This is a genomic window from Brevibacterium sp. OS20, from assembly GCF_056837565.1.
In genome coordinates, this window is record NZ_CM166367.1 from 3,324,973 (window position 1) to 3,342,468 (window position 17,496).

General features: G+C 66.6%; 14 protein-coding genes and 1 tRNA gene. 6 read left to right on the plus strand and 9 right to left on the minus strand.

All coding sequences use genetic code 11. From position 1 onward, the window contains the following. Positions 1-34 precede the first annotated feature (34 nt). Entirely contained in the window at positions 35-1,942 is a 1,908-nt protein-coding gene (locus tag ACVZTU_RS14900; RefSeq protein ID WP_482400733.1) for a threonine/serine exporter family protein, read from the minus strand. After that, the gene (locus ACVZTU_RS14905) at positions 1,939-3,219 is read right to left on the minus strand and encodes an amidohydrolase (RefSeq protein ID WP_482400734.1); all 1,281 of its coding nucleotides are present in this window, start codon (positions 3,217-3,219) and stop codon (positions 1,939-1,941) included. The genes ACVZTU_RS14900 and ACVZTU_RS14905 overlap by 4 nt, the downstream gene beginning before the upstream one ends. A 284-nt stretch (positions 3,220-3,503) precedes the next feature. On the opposite strand from ACVZTU_RS14905, the gene ACVZTU_RS14910 reads away from it, so the two are divergent. Both ACVZTU_RS14910 and ACVZTU_RS14915 read left to right on the plus strand, forming a co-directional pair. Continuing rightward, on the plus strand, positions 3,504-4,442 hold the full coding sequence (locus ACVZTU_RS14910) for an SGNH/GDSL hydrolase family protein (RefSeq protein WP_482400735.1): 939 nt from the start codon (positions 3,504-3,506) through the stop codon (positions 4,440-4,442). Then, a complete protein-coding gene (locus tag ACVZTU_RS14915; protein ID WP_482400736.1) occupies positions 4,439-5,203 on the plus strand; it encodes an alpha/beta hydrolase in 765 nt (254 codons plus the stop codon). Before ACVZTU_RS14910 ends, ACVZTU_RS14915 begins: the two co-directional genes overlap by 4 nt. Positions 5,204-5,212: 9 nt before the next feature. Here the strand turns inward: ACVZTU_RS14915 and ACVZTU_RS14920 are convergent, their stop codons facing one another. Genes ACVZTU_RS14920 through ACVZTU_RS14930 form a run of 3 tightly spaced genes read right to left on the minus strand, consistent with a single transcriptional unit; the run spans position 5,213 to position 7,616 of the window. After that, positions 5,213-6,133 (minus strand): tryptophan 2,3-dioxygenase, encoded by a 921-nt coding sequence (locus ACVZTU_RS14920; protein WP_482400737.1) that lies wholly within the window; start codon positions 6,131-6,133, stop codon positions 5,213-5,215. A gap of 17 nt (positions 6,134-6,150) precedes the next feature. Beyond that, complete coding sequence (locus ACVZTU_RS14925) at positions 6,151-6,495, minus strand: protealysin inhibitor emfourin (RefSeq protein WP_139908957.1); 345 nt, start codon at positions 6,493-6,495, stop codon at positions 6,151-6,153. Next, positions 6,492-7,616 carry a M4 family metallopeptidase gene (locus ACVZTU_RS14930; protein ID WP_482400738.1) on the minus strand — a complete coding sequence of 375 codons (1,125 nt, stop codon included), beginning with the start codon at positions 7,614-7,616 and terminating at the stop codon, positions 6,492-6,494. The genes ACVZTU_RS14925 and ACVZTU_RS14930 overlap by 4 nt, the downstream gene beginning before the upstream one ends. 170 nt (positions 7,617-7,786) lie before the next feature. Here ACVZTU_RS14930 and ACVZTU_RS14935 point away from each other — a divergent pair, with 170 nt between their 5' ends. Together ACVZTU_RS14935 and ACVZTU_RS14940 are read left to right on the plus strand one after the other, a co-directional pair. Continuing rightward, entirely contained in the window at positions 7,787-8,422 is a 636-nt protein-coding gene (locus tag ACVZTU_RS14935) for an ArsR/SmtB family transcription factor (protein WP_172171493.1), read from the plus strand. Then, complete coding sequence (locus tag ACVZTU_RS14940) at positions 8,419-8,730, plus strand: hypothetical protein (RefSeq protein ID WP_172171495.1); 312 nt, start codon at positions 8,419-8,421, stop codon at positions 8,728-8,730. Before ACVZTU_RS14935 ends, ACVZTU_RS14940 begins: the two co-directional genes overlap by 4 nt. A 93-nt stretch (positions 8,731-8,823) precedes the next feature. Here the strand turns inward: ACVZTU_RS14940 and ACVZTU_RS14945 are convergent, their stop codons facing one another. Beyond that, on the minus strand, positions 8,824-10,026 hold the full coding sequence (locus ACVZTU_RS14945; protein ID WP_482400739.1) for a low temperature requirement protein A: 1,203 nt from the start codon (positions 10,024-10,026) through the stop codon (positions 8,824-8,826). A 180-nt stretch (positions 10,027-10,206) separates the two neighbouring features. On the opposite strand from ACVZTU_RS14945, the gene ACVZTU_RS14950 reads away from it, so the two are divergent. Beyond that, the gene (locus ACVZTU_RS14950; RefSeq protein WP_482400740.1) at positions 10,207-11,529 is read left to right on the plus strand and encodes an MFS transporter; all 1,323 of its coding nucleotides are present in this window, start codon (positions 10,207-10,209) and stop codon (positions 11,527-11,529) included. 118 nt (positions 11,530-11,647) lie between these two features. Beyond that, the gene (locus tag ACVZTU_RS14955; protein ID WP_482400741.1) at positions 11,648-13,660 is read left to right on the plus strand and encodes an ABC1 kinase family protein; all 2,013 of its coding nucleotides are present in this window, start codon (positions 11,648-11,650) and stop codon (positions 13,658-13,660) included. A 231-nt stretch (positions 13,661-13,891) separates the two neighbouring features. Here the strand turns inward: ACVZTU_RS14955 and ACVZTU_RS14960 are convergent. The 3 genes from ACVZTU_RS14960 to ACVZTU_RS14970 all read right to left on the minus strand — a co-directional run bounded on the left by ACVZTU_RS14960 (position 13,892) and on the right by ACVZTU_RS14970 (position 17,466). Further along, positions 13,892-13,964: transfer RNA gene (locus ACVZTU_RS14960), tRNA-Thr, on the minus strand. A 319-nt stretch (positions 13,965-14,283) separates the two neighbouring features. Beyond that, complete coding sequence (locus ACVZTU_RS14965; RefSeq protein ID WP_482400742.1) at positions 14,284-15,144, minus strand: DsbA family protein; 861 nt, start codon at positions 15,142-15,144, stop codon at positions 14,284-14,286. A 321-nt stretch (positions 15,145-15,465) separates the two neighbouring features. Next, complete coding sequence (locus tag ACVZTU_RS14970; RefSeq protein ID WP_482400743.1) at positions 15,466-17,466, minus strand: serine/threonine-protein kinase; 2,001 nt, start codon at positions 17,464-17,466, stop codon at positions 15,466-15,468. Positions 17,467-17,496: the final 30 nt, after the last annotated feature.

Below are 17,496 nucleotides of genomic sequence, written 5' to 3' on the forward strand. Positions count from 1 at the left end.
TCAGGTCTGAGTCCGGGACCGATCTGAGCCCGGATCAGATCTGAATCGGACCGGTATCGGCCTCGTCCGAGGCGTCCGCTTCTCCGGTCTCGCCCGATTGAGCCTTCTCTACCCCGGCCCCACTCGACTGAGCCTTCGGTCCTCCGGTCCCACTCGACTGGGTCTTCGCGCCACCGGGCTGCACCGAGTCGATGACAGAGGTCGACGTCTCGCCGCTGCGCACCTCTTCGACCTTCTCCTCAGCCGAGCTCTGACTCTTGAGGTTCTTCAACGGCAGCGCCAGATAGCTGCCGAGCACAGCGCCGACAGCGAGCGCAGCATTCGCCAGGATCGCGGTGAACAGCGAGGACAGACCCACAGCGAAGGAGACGTTCTCCGATTCCGACGCGATCTGATAGACAGCGGTGAAGATCGACAGCCCCTGCAGCAGGGTGTAGATGCCGGGAATCATCAGCACGATCGCCGGCGCTCCCAGCCGCAGCGCCAGCGGCCGCGACAAGAAACCGGTGACGGTGGCCGCCAGCAGACTGGCAAGCACATTGTCGATGTCCAACAGCGTCAGCGACATCATCGTGATGTGCGAAGCGAGGCCGACGAGCGCCGCCGGCAGGATGAATCGGCGCCTGGCCGACATGGCCACCGCACCGGACATCGCCACCACGGCCGCCGCGACCATCGACAGGATCGCCGTGACCACATGCGGACTCGTCTTCGGCACGAGCACCTCGATGTGGCTGAGCCCGATGGCCTGACCGCACACGATTCCCAGGGCGATGCCGGAGACGATGCCGGCCAGAGTCATGAATACCCCGACCACCCGCCCGGCCGCGGTCAGCGGGAAGTTCGTCAGCGCATCCTGAACCGCCGAGTACAGCGACTGCGTCGGCAGCAGCAGAACGATTCCGGCGGCCACGAGGTACTGCGGTGAGGCGATGATGCCCACATCGCCGGCGATGGTGGCGATGAGCGTCGCCGAGGCGGCCTGCAGCGCCGTGATGAAGAACGACGGCAGGTGGGTGCGTCCGAGCAGCTTGCCGAACTGGAACACGACGATCGCCATGATGATACCCAGGGGAATCGCGATCGGGCCTCCCCCGAGCAGCAGGACGAGGGCACCGACCATGAAGCCCCAGGCACCAGTGGTGAACCATTCGGGGAACGGTCGCCGCTGCGTGCGTATCGCGTCGAGACGACTGCGTGCCTCATGGAATTCCAAACGCCCGTCGACGAGGTCGGTGACGAGCTTGTGCACAGAGGCGAGCTTCGCGAAATGCGTGGACTCACCGCGGTTGACCCGCATCACCGTCAGCAGACGTCCGTCCGAAGTCGAATAGTGCACGACGAGCGTGTTCGAGGTCAGATCGACCTCGACGGTGGCCAGACCGCACGCGGTGCACGCGGCGATGACGGAGACCTCGACATCGCTGGTGCCGGCACCGGCGCGCATCATCATCGCCGCGATATCGGCGGCGAGGTCGAGGATCATCCGGGCTTCGTCTTCGCTCGGCTCGTTCGCCTGGACGGGCGCCTGGTACGGGGTGCCCTTGAGCGCGGTGACGATCGGGACCGGCTGCGTGTTCTCCGTCGTACCGGAGACGAGTTTGCCGACGGTGCGCCGGGCGACCTTCTGGGCGATGCGCTGAGACGCACCGAGGTGGTCGGTGCGGGATTTCGACCGCCCGCCGCCGCGTTCGGCCTTCGCCGCCTTCGCCGCGGCGGCCTTGGCGAGATCTTCAGGCTGAGGTTCCGGTGAGGAGTCCCTCAGTTCGGCAAGTCGCTGCAGGCGGGTGCGTTCGAGCAGTTCGCGCAGAGCCTGGGATCCGGCCTCCGGATTGCCGCCGGAGGCCGGGGCCGGGGACGAACCCCGGACAGGGCCCGGCTCGGTCGGATCCTCGACCCGAACCTCGGTGGTGGTGGCGTCTTCGAGTTCTCTGTCGCTCACGGCTCGCTGATGAGTGTCGGGCCGAGTGGGTCGGCGATGTGCGCGGTTCCTGAGGCGGCGTCGTAGTCGAAGACGCGACGGCCGGAGACGAAGGCGGTCTCGGCGCGGGAGTTCAGATCGAGCGGATCGCCGGACCAGATGACGATATCGGCGTCGCGGCCCACCGCCAGGGAACCGAGGCGGTCGTCGAGGCCGAAGATCGCGGCCGGGTTGATCGTCAGCGCTTCGATCGCGACGGTCGGGTCGAGTCCTTCCTTCACGGCCAGGGAGGCTTCGTGGATGAGGAAGTTGATCGGGATGACCGGATGGTCGGTGGTCAGCGCGATGCGCACTCCCGCCTCGGCGAGGGAGGCCGCGGTGGCCAGGGTGCGGTCGCGCAGTTCGACCTTCGACCGGGAGGTCATCAGGGGGCCGAGGATGACGTCGATGCCCTTGGCCGCGATGAAGTCGGCGATCTTGTGGCCTTCGGTCCCGTGGTTGATGACGAGGCGGTAGCCGAATTCCTCGGACAGGCGGATGGCGGTGGCGATATCGTCGGCGCGGTGGCAGTGCTGGTCCCATGCGAGCTTGCCGTCGAGGACGTCGGCCAGAGTCTCCTTGACCAGGTCGCGGTCGAACGGGGTGCCGTCGGCTTCGGCTTGCGCACGTTTGGCCTGGTAGTTCCGCGCTTCGACGAAGGCGTCGCGGATGATCTTGACGGTGCCCATCCTCGTCGATGGGGTGACCTTCTTCTCTCCGTATACGCGTTTCGGGTTCTCGCCGAGTGCGGACTTCACGGACAGATCCTGCGTCACGAGCATCTCGTCGACGATCCGACCCCAGGTCTTGAGGAAAGCGGTGCGACCGCCGATGGGATTGCCGGAACCGGGTTTGATGAGCGCCGAGGTGACACCCCCACGCAGGGCATCCTTGAATCCGAGATCGGTGGGGTCGATGCTGTCGAGCGCGCGCAGGCCCGCCCCGTTGGGATCGGTCATCTCGTTCGTATCGTCTCCGGACCAGCCTTCACCGTCCTCATGGACACCGAGGTGGCCGTGGGCTTCGATGAAACCGGGCAGGACCCAGCGTCCACCGGCATCGATGACCTCGGTGTCCGCTGGGAGGGAGGAGGTGTCGACGGAGCCGGGGGCCACCTCGGTGATGCGGCCGTCCCTGACCGTCAGCGTGCCGGATTCGATCGCCTCGGCGCGGTTCCCGGACGCATCGGCCACGGGCACGATCCGCGCGTTCGTGATGACGAAATCTGTGGCTGCTGGGACCGGGACTGACCGATACATTCTGCTCCTAGCGAGGGGGTCGGCGACGACGTCGGGCTGCGGTGTCGAGTCTACGCCACTCGATGTTTCGGCTGGGTGACCTCGGGGCCGTTCGCCGCGTTTGCGCACGGCCTCCGCCAAGGCGAGTTCCCGCCCCCTTCCCCTCCCAATTGCTACCTGACGGCGGCCCAGCAACCTCGCGCGAGGTTGCTGGGCCGCCGTCAGGTAGTTCTGGGGCGGACGGGTCCCCGCGTCGGGTCCGGCGTATAGTCTGGATGAATCGCCCGAAGAGAGAAGGATCCCTGATGCTTGAGCCGATCACCTCATACGTCGCAATCGGAGACTCGTTCAGTGAGGGTCTGATGGATCCCGACCCGCGGGTCGAGGATCGGTACCGCGGCTGGACCGACCGGCTCGCGCTCATGCTCACCGAGTCGTCGGTAGGCAGCCCGGACCTCTCCTATGCCAATCTGGCCATCCGGGGGCGGCTGCTCGACCGCATCGTCGATGACCAGGTGCCGCAGGTGCTCGAGATGAAGCCGGATCTCGTGAGCCTGTGCGCCGGCGGCAATGACTGCCTGCGTCCGAAGGCCGATATCGATGCCCTGGCCGCGAAGTTCGAACGCGCCGTGATCGCGATGCGTGAGGCCGGCATCGAGGTGCTCATGTGCAATGGCTTCGATACCGAATTCAGCACCCCGCTCATCCGTGCGGTGCGTCCACGAGTGGGAATCTACAACGCCCACCTGTGGTCGATCGCGCAGCGACACGGCTGCCATATGGTCGACCTGTGGGGGCTGCGTTCGCTCTACGCCGCGGAGATGTGGGCCGACGACCGCATCCACCTGTCGACGAAGGGCCACCATCTCGTCGCCGAGCAGGCTCTGGCGACCCTGGAGAGCGGCCGCTCCCTGCCGGTGAAGGGCTTCGGCGTTCCCGCTCGTCCGACGCGGGCGATCCGCGAGGTGATGAGCGAGGAGTCGCGGTGGGCCCGTGAGTACCTGGCCCCGTGGGTCGGTCGCCGGCTGCGCGGGCAGTCCTCAGGTGACACTCTGGACCCGAAGCTGGCGGAGCTCACCCGCGTCCGCGACCTCGTCGAACGTTCGCGTGAGGTCGACCGCGCCCGGGAGAACGGTGAGACAGGCGCCGCCGGCGAAGCGGGCGCTGCCGACCGGACCGGCTCGGGCGAAACTCACACAGGTGGAACCGGTGAGGTGAACGCACCTCGGGGTACCGAAGGATGAGCGTCGAGTCCGTGCGCATTCCCGAACTCGCCGCCGCCGGGACCGACGTGGCTCCGTCCTTCCGACATGTCTACGGGGACTCCCCCGAGCAGTTCGTCGAGGTCTATGGTGACCCGGCGACCGCCTCGGCGACGGTAGTCTTCGTCCACGGAGGCTACTTCCGACCCCGCACCGATCTGTCCCACGCCCGACCGTTGGCTCGGGCGCTGGCCGAGTCGGGAGTGCTCGTCGCGTCCATCGAGTATCGACGCCTCGGCGGTCAGCCGCTCCTGCTCGACGATGTCACCGCGGCCATCGAATCGGTGTGCGCCGAACTGCCGCGCTGGGGCGTGAGCGAACGAGCACAGGGCAATCTCATCGTCTCGGGCCATTCGGCCGGTGGCTGCCTCGTCCTCGCCTGGGCTTCGCACCTGCCCGACGAGGGACCGCGGATCCGTCTGCGTCCCCTGGCACCGGTGACCGATCTGCTGCGGGAAGTCGAGGACAACCTCGGCGATGGGGCAATCCTCGACTATATGGGTGTGCGGCCAGACGACGATCTGGACGTCTACCTGCGCCACGATCCGCGATCTCGGGCCGCCCTCATCCCGGCACGCGTCGACGTGCATTCGATCCACGGGGACGCCGATGCCACCGTCAACGTCGAATTCTCCCGTGTCTTCCCCGCCGCCCTGACCGAGCTGCCGGGTGCGAACCATGCCGATGTCATCGACCCCGATTCTCCATACTTCGCACAGATGAGGAACCTGCTGCTCGGCTGAAGGTGCTTCTCAGATCCCTTCGGGGCTGATTCCGGGGCCGTTCTCGATTCCGGTGCGGATGTCGAAGAGCTCGGGGAAGAACGTGAGATCGAGCGCTTTCTGCAGGAATCCGACTCCGCTCGAACCGCCTGTTCCGCGTTTCATGCCGATGATCCGCAACACGGTGCGCATGTGTCGGTAGCGCCAGTTCTGGAAGTTCTCCTCGAGATCGACGAGCTCTTCGCAGCTCTCGTATTCCTGCCAGTACTTCTGCGGGTTCTCGTAGATGATGCGGAAGACATCGGACAGTTCTTCGTCGAAGGTGTGGGCGACCGATTTGTCTCGGTCGAGGAGCCGCTGCGGCACCGGAAGACCGCGCCGGGCCAGGCAGGCGAGGAACTCGTCGTAGATGCTCGGTTCCTCGAGGTACTGCTCCAGGGCCGCACGCGCCTCGGGCTCACCGTCGAAGACCGGGAGCATGGCCCGATTCTTGTTGCCGAGCAGGAACTCCACGGCCCGGTACTGCCAGGACTGGAAACCGGAGGCACGGCCGAGCTGGTCGCGGAACCCGACATATTCGCTCGGCGTCAGAGTGGCGAGGACAGACCACTGCTCGGTCAGGGTCTTCTGGATGTGTTTGACCCGGGCGATGCGCTTGAGCGCGGTCTGCAGCTCATCGGCGGCGATGAGTCGCCGGGCGTCGAGGAGTTCGTGGATGACGAGCCGGAACCACAGCTCCGTGGTCTGGTGCTGGATGATGAAGAGCAGCTCATCGTGGTGTTCGGGACTGCTGACTGGATGCTGGGCGCCGAGGAGACGGTCGAGGTCGAGATACGACCCGTATGTCATCGACTCCCTGAGGTCGGTGTGGACCCCGGCTTCGAGGTCGCGTTCGTTCTTCTCGGCCGTCGTCCGAGCGTCGCTGCCCGGGTCATGGTTGGTGTCGGTCATGACCTCCAGCATAAGGGTCAGCCGGGTTGCCGCCTCTGCGGTTCGGCGACTTCCCGGACGTCATCGACCAGCTGCTTCCACTCCGGCGGCATCTGAGACTCGCCGAAGCGGACTCGCCCGTACCGGCTCTCGATGAGGTAGGCGAATCGATCAGCACCCGTGGCCTGCGGGGCATCATCACTCTGCGTCACACCATCGCTCTGCCCGCTGTCGGACCAGGGAAGTTCGGCGATGCGCGGGCCCAGGTCATCGCGTCGGGTGCTTGCGTCGATGTCGACCTCCCAGACGAGCAGCATCCCGCCGATACCGCCCGAGCGTTCGACGAGCAGATGCCCGAAACCACCGGCAGGCTTCTCGTTCACCAGCTGCTCCCCTGGTTTCCGCGGGCCGAACCTGCGTGGGAGATGCCCACGGTTTCCCACCCGGACACGATCGCATCGTGAACGTCGGATCCGGCGCCGAACTGGTCGGCCGCCGCGGCGATGGTGAGTTCTGCGAACTCCGCGAAATCGGTGCGCTGCGTGATCTCAGCCCCTGTGAGGACGGAGTACCAGACCTGTCCGACGCTTTCCCAGGACGGGCCGCCCACGGCGATGGCGGCGAGCGCGAAGGCCCGGTTCGGGATCCCGGAGTTCAGGTGGACCCCGCCGTTGTCGGAATCGGTGGTGACGAAGTCGTCCATATGCGCAGGCTGCGGGTCCTTGCCGAGGACGTCGTCGTCATAAGCCGTGCCGGGTTCGATCATGGAGCGCAGGGCACGACCGGTCACCTCGGGGGTGAAGATTCCGGCACCGATGAGCCAGTCGGCGTCCTCGGCATTCTGTCCTGCGTCGTGCTGTTGGGTCAGGGCGCCGAAGACATCGGCGCAGTGCTCGTTGAGCGCTCCCGGCTGGCCGAAGTACTCGAGGTCGGCGGTGTGGCTGATGACACCGTGGGAGAGCTCGTGGCCGATGATCGACAGCGAACCGGTGAACCCGATGAACACTTCGTCGTCGCCGTCGCCGAAGACCATGAGGCGGCCGTCGAAGAAGGCGTTGTCGTAGTCCTTGCCGTAGTGGACGCTGGCCATGAGCGGCATTCCCGCGCCGTCGAGCGAATCGCGTCCGAACACCTCGGAGAACAGAGCATACGAAGCGCCGAGCCCGTCATAGGCTTCGTTGACCGGCTCATCGTCGACGGGTTCTTCGCCCTCGGAGCGGACGAGTTCGCCGGGCAGCACCTCGGTGTTCTGAGCATCGTGGACGAGGCGCTGCAGTCCTGCAGGAGCGGGTGCGGCGAGCGCGGATACGTCTCTGCCGAGATCGGCCGGTGGGGTATAGCGCAGCCCGGCCAGGCGCAGGTTCCGACAGCTCTCGTCGGACATCCGGCAGCTTGCCGCGGCGGCCGCGGCCTTCGGGAACCGCTCGGTGCCGCGCTCGGCAATCGCATCGAGAAGGTAGGGCGGGACGACACTGTGAAATGGGACGACGCTCTGAGGGACCATGACTCCAGCGTGCCACTTTCGGCGACGAACCGATAGGGAGCCCGGCACATCTGCGCCGGGCTCCGGCGTTCAGCCCGATCGACCTGGCCGCGTCGAGGCCTCAGCCGATGACCTGAACACAATCCAAAGAAAGTATTGCAAAGACTTATTTGCAAGCGTATCTTTGCATTATGAGCGAGGACACCGGACACGACGCCACTCACGAGATCACCCACCCCGACGGCGTCCGCGAGATCAGCACCTCGGCCCTCAAGGGCCTGGCCCATCCCCTGCGGATGGCGATCTACGACGCGCTGTCGACGCAGGGCCCGCAGACGGCGACAGGCCTGGCCAAGCGCCTCGGCGAATCATCCGGGGCAACGAGCTACCACCTGCGTCAGCTCGCTCGGCACCAGCTCATCCGCGAGGTCGAGGGCGAACGGAGCGGGCGAGAGAAGTGGTGGGAGAGGATTCCCGGGGCCATGAAGGTGCCGGGCCCCGAACGCGACCTCGACCCGTCGGCACGGACCGCCTCGTCCTACGTCAACCGAGAGTTCGTGCGCAATGCGCAGCGCAACTTCGAACACTTCATCGATGCCGCCTATGACGGCCAGCGGATGCCGAAGTCGTGGATCGAAGCCGCGGTCAGCGAGACGAGCAATCTGCGCCTGACCAAGGAACAGCTCGCCGAGATCGCCGCCGAGTACGAGAGGACCACCATGGCGTTCATCAACAAGTACCGCGGCCGCAATGATCCGGGCTCCCGCCCGGTGCAGATCCAGTTCTACGCCTTCCCCCTGACCGATGGAGAGGAAACCCCATCATGAGCACGCTCACCGCACCCATCCGCCCTCCCCTGAACGGCATCGGCACTGCCGACGGCAGGGCATCTCACCAGCGCCGCATCGTCGAACGCACCATCACCGTGACCAGGGAGTTCGTCGTCGACAGCGGCGAGGACACCCGCGCCAGGGCATCCGGCCTCGAGGGTCTGGTCCTGCGCCTGGCGCTGTGGCTCATTGAGCGTCGCCGCGTCCGGGCCCTGCACGTGCAGGTCGACTCCGCGGAGATGTCACGTCGGGTCGACCACGCCAAACAGAGGCACATCGACCGCTATCACGGTCTGCCGTTCTGACGAGGGCGCAGATCGGACCGGCACTCCCGTTCTGTTGCACATGGTCGCGCGAACTCCTCCCCCGGCCCGCGCGCACCCGTCAGCGGAGCACGATCACCGCACGACCGCCTCGGCGCCGGTCCTGCCGTTGTCATCGAGCGGAGGGAACACGACGAGGGTGATGACGATGATGACCATGAAGAATGTGGTGAGGAATGTCGGGACCGGGATGATCGGGTCGAGGAGGACGAGCAGCGCGCAGGCCGGGACGACGGTGTTGACGACGGCATTGGCGTTGGCGCGGATGGCGACCACCCATACCCCGAGGACGAACACCACGATCGGCACTGAGACCGTGAACGTCGCCAGCACCGGATTCAGAGCGCTGGCACCGAGCTGGGAATCGGCCTCCACGCCGACCCCGGCCGAGAACGCACCGGCGGCGGCGAAGATGAAGTAGTGGCCGTAGCCGTATCTGAGCGATCCGCCGAGGCTGCCGATCGCCCGGTGATGCGGCGGCCAGAAGTAGATCCACCACATCGCCGCAGTGACGATGAGGCAGAGGACGCCCAGTGAGATCAGCGGGACGATGTCCTCGACTTCGCCCAACGCGTCGAAGACGGTGTTCGCCGAGGCCAGGAGGCTCTCGCCGAGGACGATGATCGTGAAGCAGCCATAGCGTTCGGTGATGTGGTGCGGGTGCCACGGAGTCTTGCCGCGGGCTTCGGCGATGACCGGCACAGCCACCTCGGCGAGGATGAGCACGACGAGGCCCACGGACCGGATCATGGAGTCGTCGATGGCCAGCCACATCACCCACAGGATCTGGGCCAGGCCGATACCGGCCGCGTAGATGATCGTCGTCCACCGTGCGACCCCGGCACCGCGGGAGGCCCGCAGCCATTGGGAGATCATGATGATGCGCATGAGCACGTAGCCGCCGATGAGCAGCCGGTAGTCATCGTTCTCGAAGACGGGGCCGATGCCGGCGGCGAGGATGAGCACCCCGCCCATCTGCACGATCGTGAGCACTCGGTAGAGCCAGTCGTCGGTGTCGAAGGAGGTCGCGAACCACGTGAAGTTCATCCACGCCCACCAGATCCCGAAGAACACGACCAGGTAGTTGACCACCCCATCGCCGAGGCGGCCCTCCGTGATCGTGTCATGCAGGTGTGAGGACGCGATCGAGACGGCGATGACGAAGACGAGGTCGAAGAAGAGTTCGAGCGTGCTGGCTGCCCGCCCCTCTTCACCCGGATCGCGCGGACGCATCGGACTGAGGCGGAACCGTGGTGCGGCTGAGTGCTGTGCGGTCATGGGATCCTCACCGGTCGGATTGAGTGCTCGCACATTCTATGGCCGTCCGGCCGACTCCGGCACCCCGCTGCGCTGGCCCAACACCCGCCGAACCGGCCCGCCCGGTTTTCCGCATACCCGCAGCCGCTCTCACCTCGGACTCCGCGAACGCCTCGGCCCCGCCTCAACTAAACTTGCCACGTGCTCAAACCCATCCTGTGGCCGGTGCTCGTGCCGTTCGCCCTCTTCGCCGTCGGCCTGGGTGCGATCATGCCGATCCTCGTGCTCGGGGCGCTCTCGCTGGGCTCGACGCAGGCGTTCGCCGCAGCCATCGTCGGCATCATGGGGGCCGTGTCGCTCATGGCCACGGTGCCGGCCGGGATCCTCATCGACCGCCTCGGCGATTTCCGGGCCATGTTCGTGGCCACGTGCGCGGCGATCATCGTGCTCGGCTCCATCGTCGCCGCCTTCATCTGGGATTCGCCGTATTCGCTGCTCGTCTACACGGTCGCGCTCATGGTCTTCGGCCCGGTCTCCGATGTGTGGAGCCTGGCCAGACAGGCCGTCGTCGCCGAGGTGATGCCGCCGGCCGACCTCGCGAAGGCGATGACCGCGCTCGGCGGCACGCAGCGGGTCGGCAACCTCGTCGGGCCGATGATCGGTGCCGGCCTCATGCTTATCTTCCCGATCTGGTCCGTGTTCGTCTTCTCCGGCCTCACCGCCGTCGCCGCTATCGCGATCATGACCCTGCCGATCGCCCAGATCCCCGGCTTCGACGACCATCCGCACCGCCCCGAGGCGGCCCCGACCTCATGTGCGGACGATCCCTCACCCGCCGATGCTCCCAACCCCACCGAGGCGAACGATCCGGCACACGGTGACGTCGCCCCTCCTCGGCGGGGGAAGAAGGATCGCCGGCCGCCGCTGGACGTGCGGTGGAAATCGGTCATCCTCACCGGCGTCACGATCATCGCACTGGCGGCGGCCCGCGCCGCCCAGCCGGTCGTCGTCCAGCTGTGGGGCGTCGAGATCGGTCTGCACAAGTCCTCGATCTCGCTCATCATCGCCTTCGGCGCCGGACTCGAACTCATCGTCATGTTCCTCGGCGCGTACATCAAGGATCACCTCGGTCGGGTCGCGACCCTCGTCGCATGCCTGTCCATCTTCGGCACCGGGTTCGTCATCATGGTCGCAAAACCGGATCTCGCCGGGATGGTCATCGCCGCCGCGGTCATGGCCTTCGGCAACGGCCTCGGCGCGGGCGTGAATATGACGATCGGCGCGGACCTCTCCCCCGCGGTCGGGAGGCCGCGGTTCCTCGGCATCTGGGCGATCTTCAACAACGGCGGCAAGCTCGGCGGGCCGACGCTGCTGTCCCTCATCATCACCGTGACCACCCTGCGGTTCGGGGTGCTCTTCCCGGGACTGCTCGCCTTCCTCGGTGCGGTGTGGATCCTCATCTGGGCCCGTCAGGTGGGTCTGCCCGGAAGGCGGAGGCGCCTCGATCCGCCGCGCACGGACTGACTCGACGGACTAGGCTGGAGATGACCGAATCGACGAAGTTCGGCTGACGGCCCGAAGCTGAAGGCACGCAGCGGCCGGCCCACAGCTGAGAGTCCGAACAGGATCAGGAGAGTCATCGATGGAAGCACTGGACGTCGGCGGATATGTGCTGGTGAGCCTCGCCGCACTCGTCTTCCTCGTCCTCCAGTCATGGTTCGCCGCCACCGTGGTCCGTCGCGTCGTCGGCGTCCCCACCGGCTGGCCGCGCACGCTGGCCGTCGGTCTCGTCATGAGCGCCGTCGTGGCCGTGACCGTCCAGTACCTCTACCGGGCCGGCACCGGGCAGAACGTCGACGGACTTGACGTCTCCCCCGGAGTGGCGGTGCTGTTCATGGTGCTCGCCCTCGGATGGATCTTCGCTCTGGGCGTCGGTGCCCTCGTCATGCTCGAAGCGGCCTTCCCGACCGGGTCCCTGCCGAGCCCGCAGTCGCTGTTCTTCGGGTGGAAATCTCGCCGTCGCCGCGGCCGCCGCTACGCCCAGGTCGTGTCCATCGCCGTGCGGCACGGGCTCGGCTCACAGCTGCGCGGCTTCGGAGGGGATTCGCCTGGTCGCGACGTCAAGACCGCACGAGCGCTCAAGGAATCCCTCGCCGAGGCGGGGGTGACCTTCGTCAAGCTCGGACAAATGCTCTCCACCCGCAGAGACATCCTCCCGCCGGTGTTCGTCCGTGAGCTCGAAACCCTCCAGACCCAAGTCACGCCCGAGCCCTGGTCGGTCATCGAACCGGCCATCGCCGAGCGGCTCGGTCGACCCATCGGAGAGGTGTTCGCACGGATCGGCTCCACGCCGCTGGCGGCCGCCTCGGTGGCGCAGGTCCACGAGGCGACCCTGCTCGACGGCACGGAAGTCATCGTCAAGGTGCAGCGGCCGAAGGCGCTCAATCAGGTCACTCAGGATCTCGACATCATCCTGCGGTTGGCGGGTTGGCTGAACAAGACCACGACCTGGGGCAGGGATCTGGGGGTGCAGTCGCTGGCCGCGGGATTCGCGAACACGTTGGAAGAGGAGCTCGACTATCGGATCGAGCTGGACAATATGGCCAGCATCGAGAACTCTCTCAAACGGTCGGGGAAATTCGACGTCACCGTTCCACACGGCTACCCGGGCCTCAGCGGCGAACGCCTGCTGGTCATGGATCGGCTGCCCGGACAGCCTGTCTCACGGGCGGGGGCGCTGCTGACCGAGCTCAGTGATGCCGAACGGTCCCGATTGGCCACCACACTGTTGGGTGCCACGCTCGAGCAGATCATCGGTGATGGGATCTTCCACGCCGACCTGCATGCCGGCAACATCTTCATCACTCCCGAGGGGAAGCTGGGGCTGCTCGACTTCGGTGCGGTCGGCCGACTCGATCCGGGCACGCAGACCTCGCTGGGACTCATGCTCTACTCGATCGACCAGAACGACAGTGCCGGGGCCACCGACGCCCTCATCGAACTCCTCGGGCGTCCCGACGGACTCGACGATCGGGAGGTCGAACGGGCCGTCGGCGAACTCCTGCTGCGCTACGGCGGCGGCACCCGTGCGGCGCAGGGTCAGAAGCTCTTCGACGACCTGTTCAATCTCGTGCTCGCGCACCGGTTCTCCGTGCCGGCGCCGATCAGCGCCGCATTCCGGGCGATGGCCTCCGTGGAGGGTGCGCTGCTGACGATCGATCCGCACTTCGATGTCGTCGCCGTGTCCCGGCAGGAGGGCAACAGGCTCGTGAGGTCGAAGCTCAAGGGCACGAAGATCACCGATGAGCTGCAGCGTCGGGCCCTGCAGCTGATGCCGATGATCGACCGCATGCCGCGCCGGATCAACAAGATCACCGAGGACCTCGAACACGGCCGGTTCTCGATGAACATGCGTGTGCTCGAGAATCCCTCCGACCGCAGCTTCCTCACCAGTCTGTTTCAGCAGCTCATCGTCGCCGTCCTCGCCGGGGCCGCCGTGGTGGGAGCGATCATGCTCATCACCAGCGATGAGGGTCCGCTGCTGACGAAGGACATCCACCTGTACTCGTTCTTCGGCTTCGTGCTGCTCTTCGGCGGCTTCGTGCTGAGCATGCGCTCCCTCATGCTCGTTTTCCGACGCGACGGCCAGACCTAGCCGGTCAACCAGCCGTCGCCCCTTCACCGCCACGGCGCAGCATCCGAGCTCGCAAGGGCCCAGCGGCTGACTTCAGGTCAGTATCGGATACTTTTCGCCAGTAGAAATGTCCGATAGTGACCTGGAATCGGCGGCCAGTGTCCGATAGTGACCTGGATTCAGTCCTCCTGCACGCACAGAAAGAGCCCCGCGCTCACTGTTTCCAGCGATGCGCGGGGCTTTCCCGAGCGGAGCCCCCTGTCAGACTCGAACTGACGACCTTCGCTTTACAAGAGCGGTGCTCTACCAACTGAGCTAAGGAGGCGTGGTGCGCACCGAGCGTGCGCGCCTACACGATAGTAGTCCATGGCCGGGCCCGGCCACAAAACCGCGGGGAACGAGTCCGGCAGGACACCGTCACCGAGGCGGCCCAGCCTCAACCTGTACCGCCCCCTCACCGAGGCGGCCCCGACCTCACCGTAGGCAATCCCCGTCCGATAGGCACCTCCCATCCTGCGGGGACGACGAAGGCCGGGCCCCACCTCGGCGGGGTCCGGCCTTCATTCGTGCACTGCCGGGCCGAGCGCCGCCCCGGACGATGTCCGATCCAGCCTCGGACAGGAACCGATCAGGTCCTCAGGGACTCAGCCTTTGAACTCTCCGGTGGCCTTGAGGATCTCGGTGGCCAGGGCCTGCGAGTCGCTGGTCTTGTCGGTGTGCTTGCCGTTGATGAGCACCCACGGGGTGGCTTCGACACCGTCGTCCAGAGCGGTCTGGCTCGACTGTTCGACGAACTTGTCGAAGGTGCGGTCCGTAACGCAGGACTTCACGGTCTGCTCGGGATCGGCCTTGAGCTTCTTCGAGGTGTCGACGCCGGCGTCCTCGGCCACCTTGAGCAGCTCCTCATCGGTGCGGCCCTCGGTGCCTTCCTCCGGCTGCTGAGCGTAGAGTGCGTCGAACAGGTCCATGGCGACTTCGGGCTGGCTGTCGACGACACAGGCGGCGAGGTTGGCGGCGCGGGTGGAGTACTCGTTGCCGCTGGACATGCGGTCGAGGAACGACACCGGCTTGTAGTTGACGACGATCGAACCCTCGTTGGCGAGCTTGCGCAGCATGCTCGCATTGCCTTCCTCGAAGGCCTTGCACCCGGGGCACTGGAAGTCGAGGTAGACGGTGACCGTGGCAGCGCCCTTCTTCGCACCCTCCTCGGTCGGAGCCGGCAGATCCGATTCCTCACCTTCCGGCATCTTCAGCGGCTGCACGAGCGTGTTGTCCTTGCCCACGGTGATTCCCTCGGAGACATAGTTCGAGGGGCTGACAGCGGGTTTGCTCTGCTGGAATACGAGCACACCGACCACGGCGAGCACGGCGACGACGACCACTGCGATCCCGGTGTACAGGATCGTCTTCGCGGTCTTCTCCTTCTTCGCCTGATTCGCCGCGATCTGGCGGGCGTTCTCGCGTGCGCGGTTCCGCTTGTCGTCCGCGGAGTTGTTCTTCGCCATTGTTCCTCACGTTGGATCGTCTGACATCGGTGCGGCCTGAGGCCCGAACGGTGCGGGACGGCTTCCGCGACCCGACGGCACCACTGTACCGAAACAGGTGCTTCGCCGACTCCCAGAAACATTCAAGGTTCAACTACAACGTTCAACTACCTCGGACTCTCCCGGCAATCAGTACGGATCGATTCGCACGATCGCACGGTCGCACAGTTGAACAAGTGCCCAGGCGCCCAGGCGAACTCCCACATTCCCGCCCGCGTCGAACCGACCGGACCGCGCCCGGCCAACCGGCCCGCACCAGACCGAACAATCAGTCCGACCTGCTCACACCGGTCCGGGCAAGTAGTCGAAGGGGTTGATCGTCAGCGGCCACCAGGACATGGCCGCCCCCGACTGGATGACCATGACGGCGAGGATGACGAGCAGCGCGATCACCGCCAAGGCGATGAGGCGGCCGAGCTGATTTCGAGTGGCTCCAGAGACGAGCAGACGTGAGCCGAAGCGCAGGCTCGAGGCTCCCGGCCCGACCCACAGCACCAGCGAACCCGCGGCGCCGGCCGCCCACACCGACCATTGTTCGGACGACCCGCTGGGCACGATCCCGGCGATGTCGAGCCGGGTGAGCACGAGCGCGGCGGCGGCCGCGATCGCCGGCAGGATGAGCGAGGCCACCGACGTCAGTATCGAGGCCAGCACGGCCCCCGGCGCCGAGGCGAGCGCGCGGAAGAATCCGCCCGAATCCGTTCCGCGGTCGAACCGGTACCGCTGGACCTTCCGGTCCAGACGTGTGCCGGTGCGGGCGAGCACCGACCAGATCAGGGCGACGACGCTGATGACCAGCGGGCCGAGCGGCATGACGGCGACGGCCAAGGCGACGAGTCCGAAGACGACCCAGCCGCCCGACTGCACTCGTCGGTACCCCATCGGCGTCCACGGCTGACCGCCGGGCTGCATCTGCTGACCGCCCTGCTGCGTCGGCTGGCCGCCGGGCCCCATGTGCTGGCCGCCGGGACCGGACTGGTCTCCCCACTGTCCCTGGGCAACCTGGCCATGCTGTCCGCCGGGACCGTTCGGTCCGACGAGGTTCTGTCCGTGGCCGGGTTGGACGAAGCCGGAACGGCCGAGGTCGGCACCGGCCATCGGGGAGCCCGGGCCCGCCTGGATGCCGCCGTTGGGGTTGCTGATCGGCGGTGCGGTCGCCTGCTGCGGCGGCTGCCCGTGCATCTGCCCGGGACCGTAGCCCGGTCCCTGGTTGGACCCGACACCATGACCGGACCCGGCATGATTGGTCGGTCGGCTGGATCCGGGGTACTGCGGCTGCCCGCTGCCGGAAGGGCCGGCTCCCGGGTACCCCGTGCCCGCGCCCAGAGCCGCACCCCCGAGCGCTGCCCCAGCGGCTCCGGCACCACCAAGGCCGGAACCGCCGTGACCGCTGCCGCCGTCGTCGACGGCAGGCATGACCGCGGTGCCGCTCGATGTCCGCTGCGGTCCGCCCGCGCCGGCACCGCCGCTGGGACCGGAACCGAGCTGCGGCATCCGCCCGGACTCGATGTCGACGAGAGCGTCGAGGATCATCTGCCCCGACGGACGACGTTCGGGTTTCGGGTCGAGGCAGGCGGAGATGAGCGGAGCGAAGTTCTTCGGCGCCCCGTCGAGGTCGAATTTGCCCATGGCCACACGACCGAGCACGGCTTCCAAGGGTCCGGAGCCATAGGGGTTGCGGCCGGTGGCGGCGAACGCCATGGTCGCGGCCCATCCCCACCAGTCGGTCTTCTCACTCGACGTCTTGCCGTCGGCGATCTCCGGGGAGAGATAGCCGGGGGTGCCCATGACCAGCCCGGTGGCGGTCACGCGCACTTCGTCGGCGACCTGGGCGATGCCGAAGTCGATGACCATCGGCTCACCGTCCATGATCATCACATTGGCGGGTTTGAGGTCGCGGTGGATGACGCCGGCATCGTGGACGGCGTTGAGAGCGTCGAGGAGGGCGTGGCCGAAGTGGACGAGCTCATCCTCGGCGAAGGGGCCGTTGTCGCGGACATCATCGGACAGGGTCTGCCCGTCGACGAATTCGGTGATGATGAACGGCTGCGCGGAATCGAGTTCGGCGTCGAGCACCTCGGCGATGCGGGGATGGCGGATCCGGCGCAGGGTGCGGGTTTCGCGGGCCAGACGCTTCCTGGCGGTCTCGTCATTGGCGATATGCGGATGGAGGACCTTGACCGCGACCGGGTTGTTTCCGCCGTCGACACCGAGGTAGACGACACCCATGCCGCCCGAGCCGAGCTCCTCGATGAGGCGGTAGCCTCCCAGTTCCTGATCCATCACCTGGCCAAGCCTAGTCGAGCGAGTACA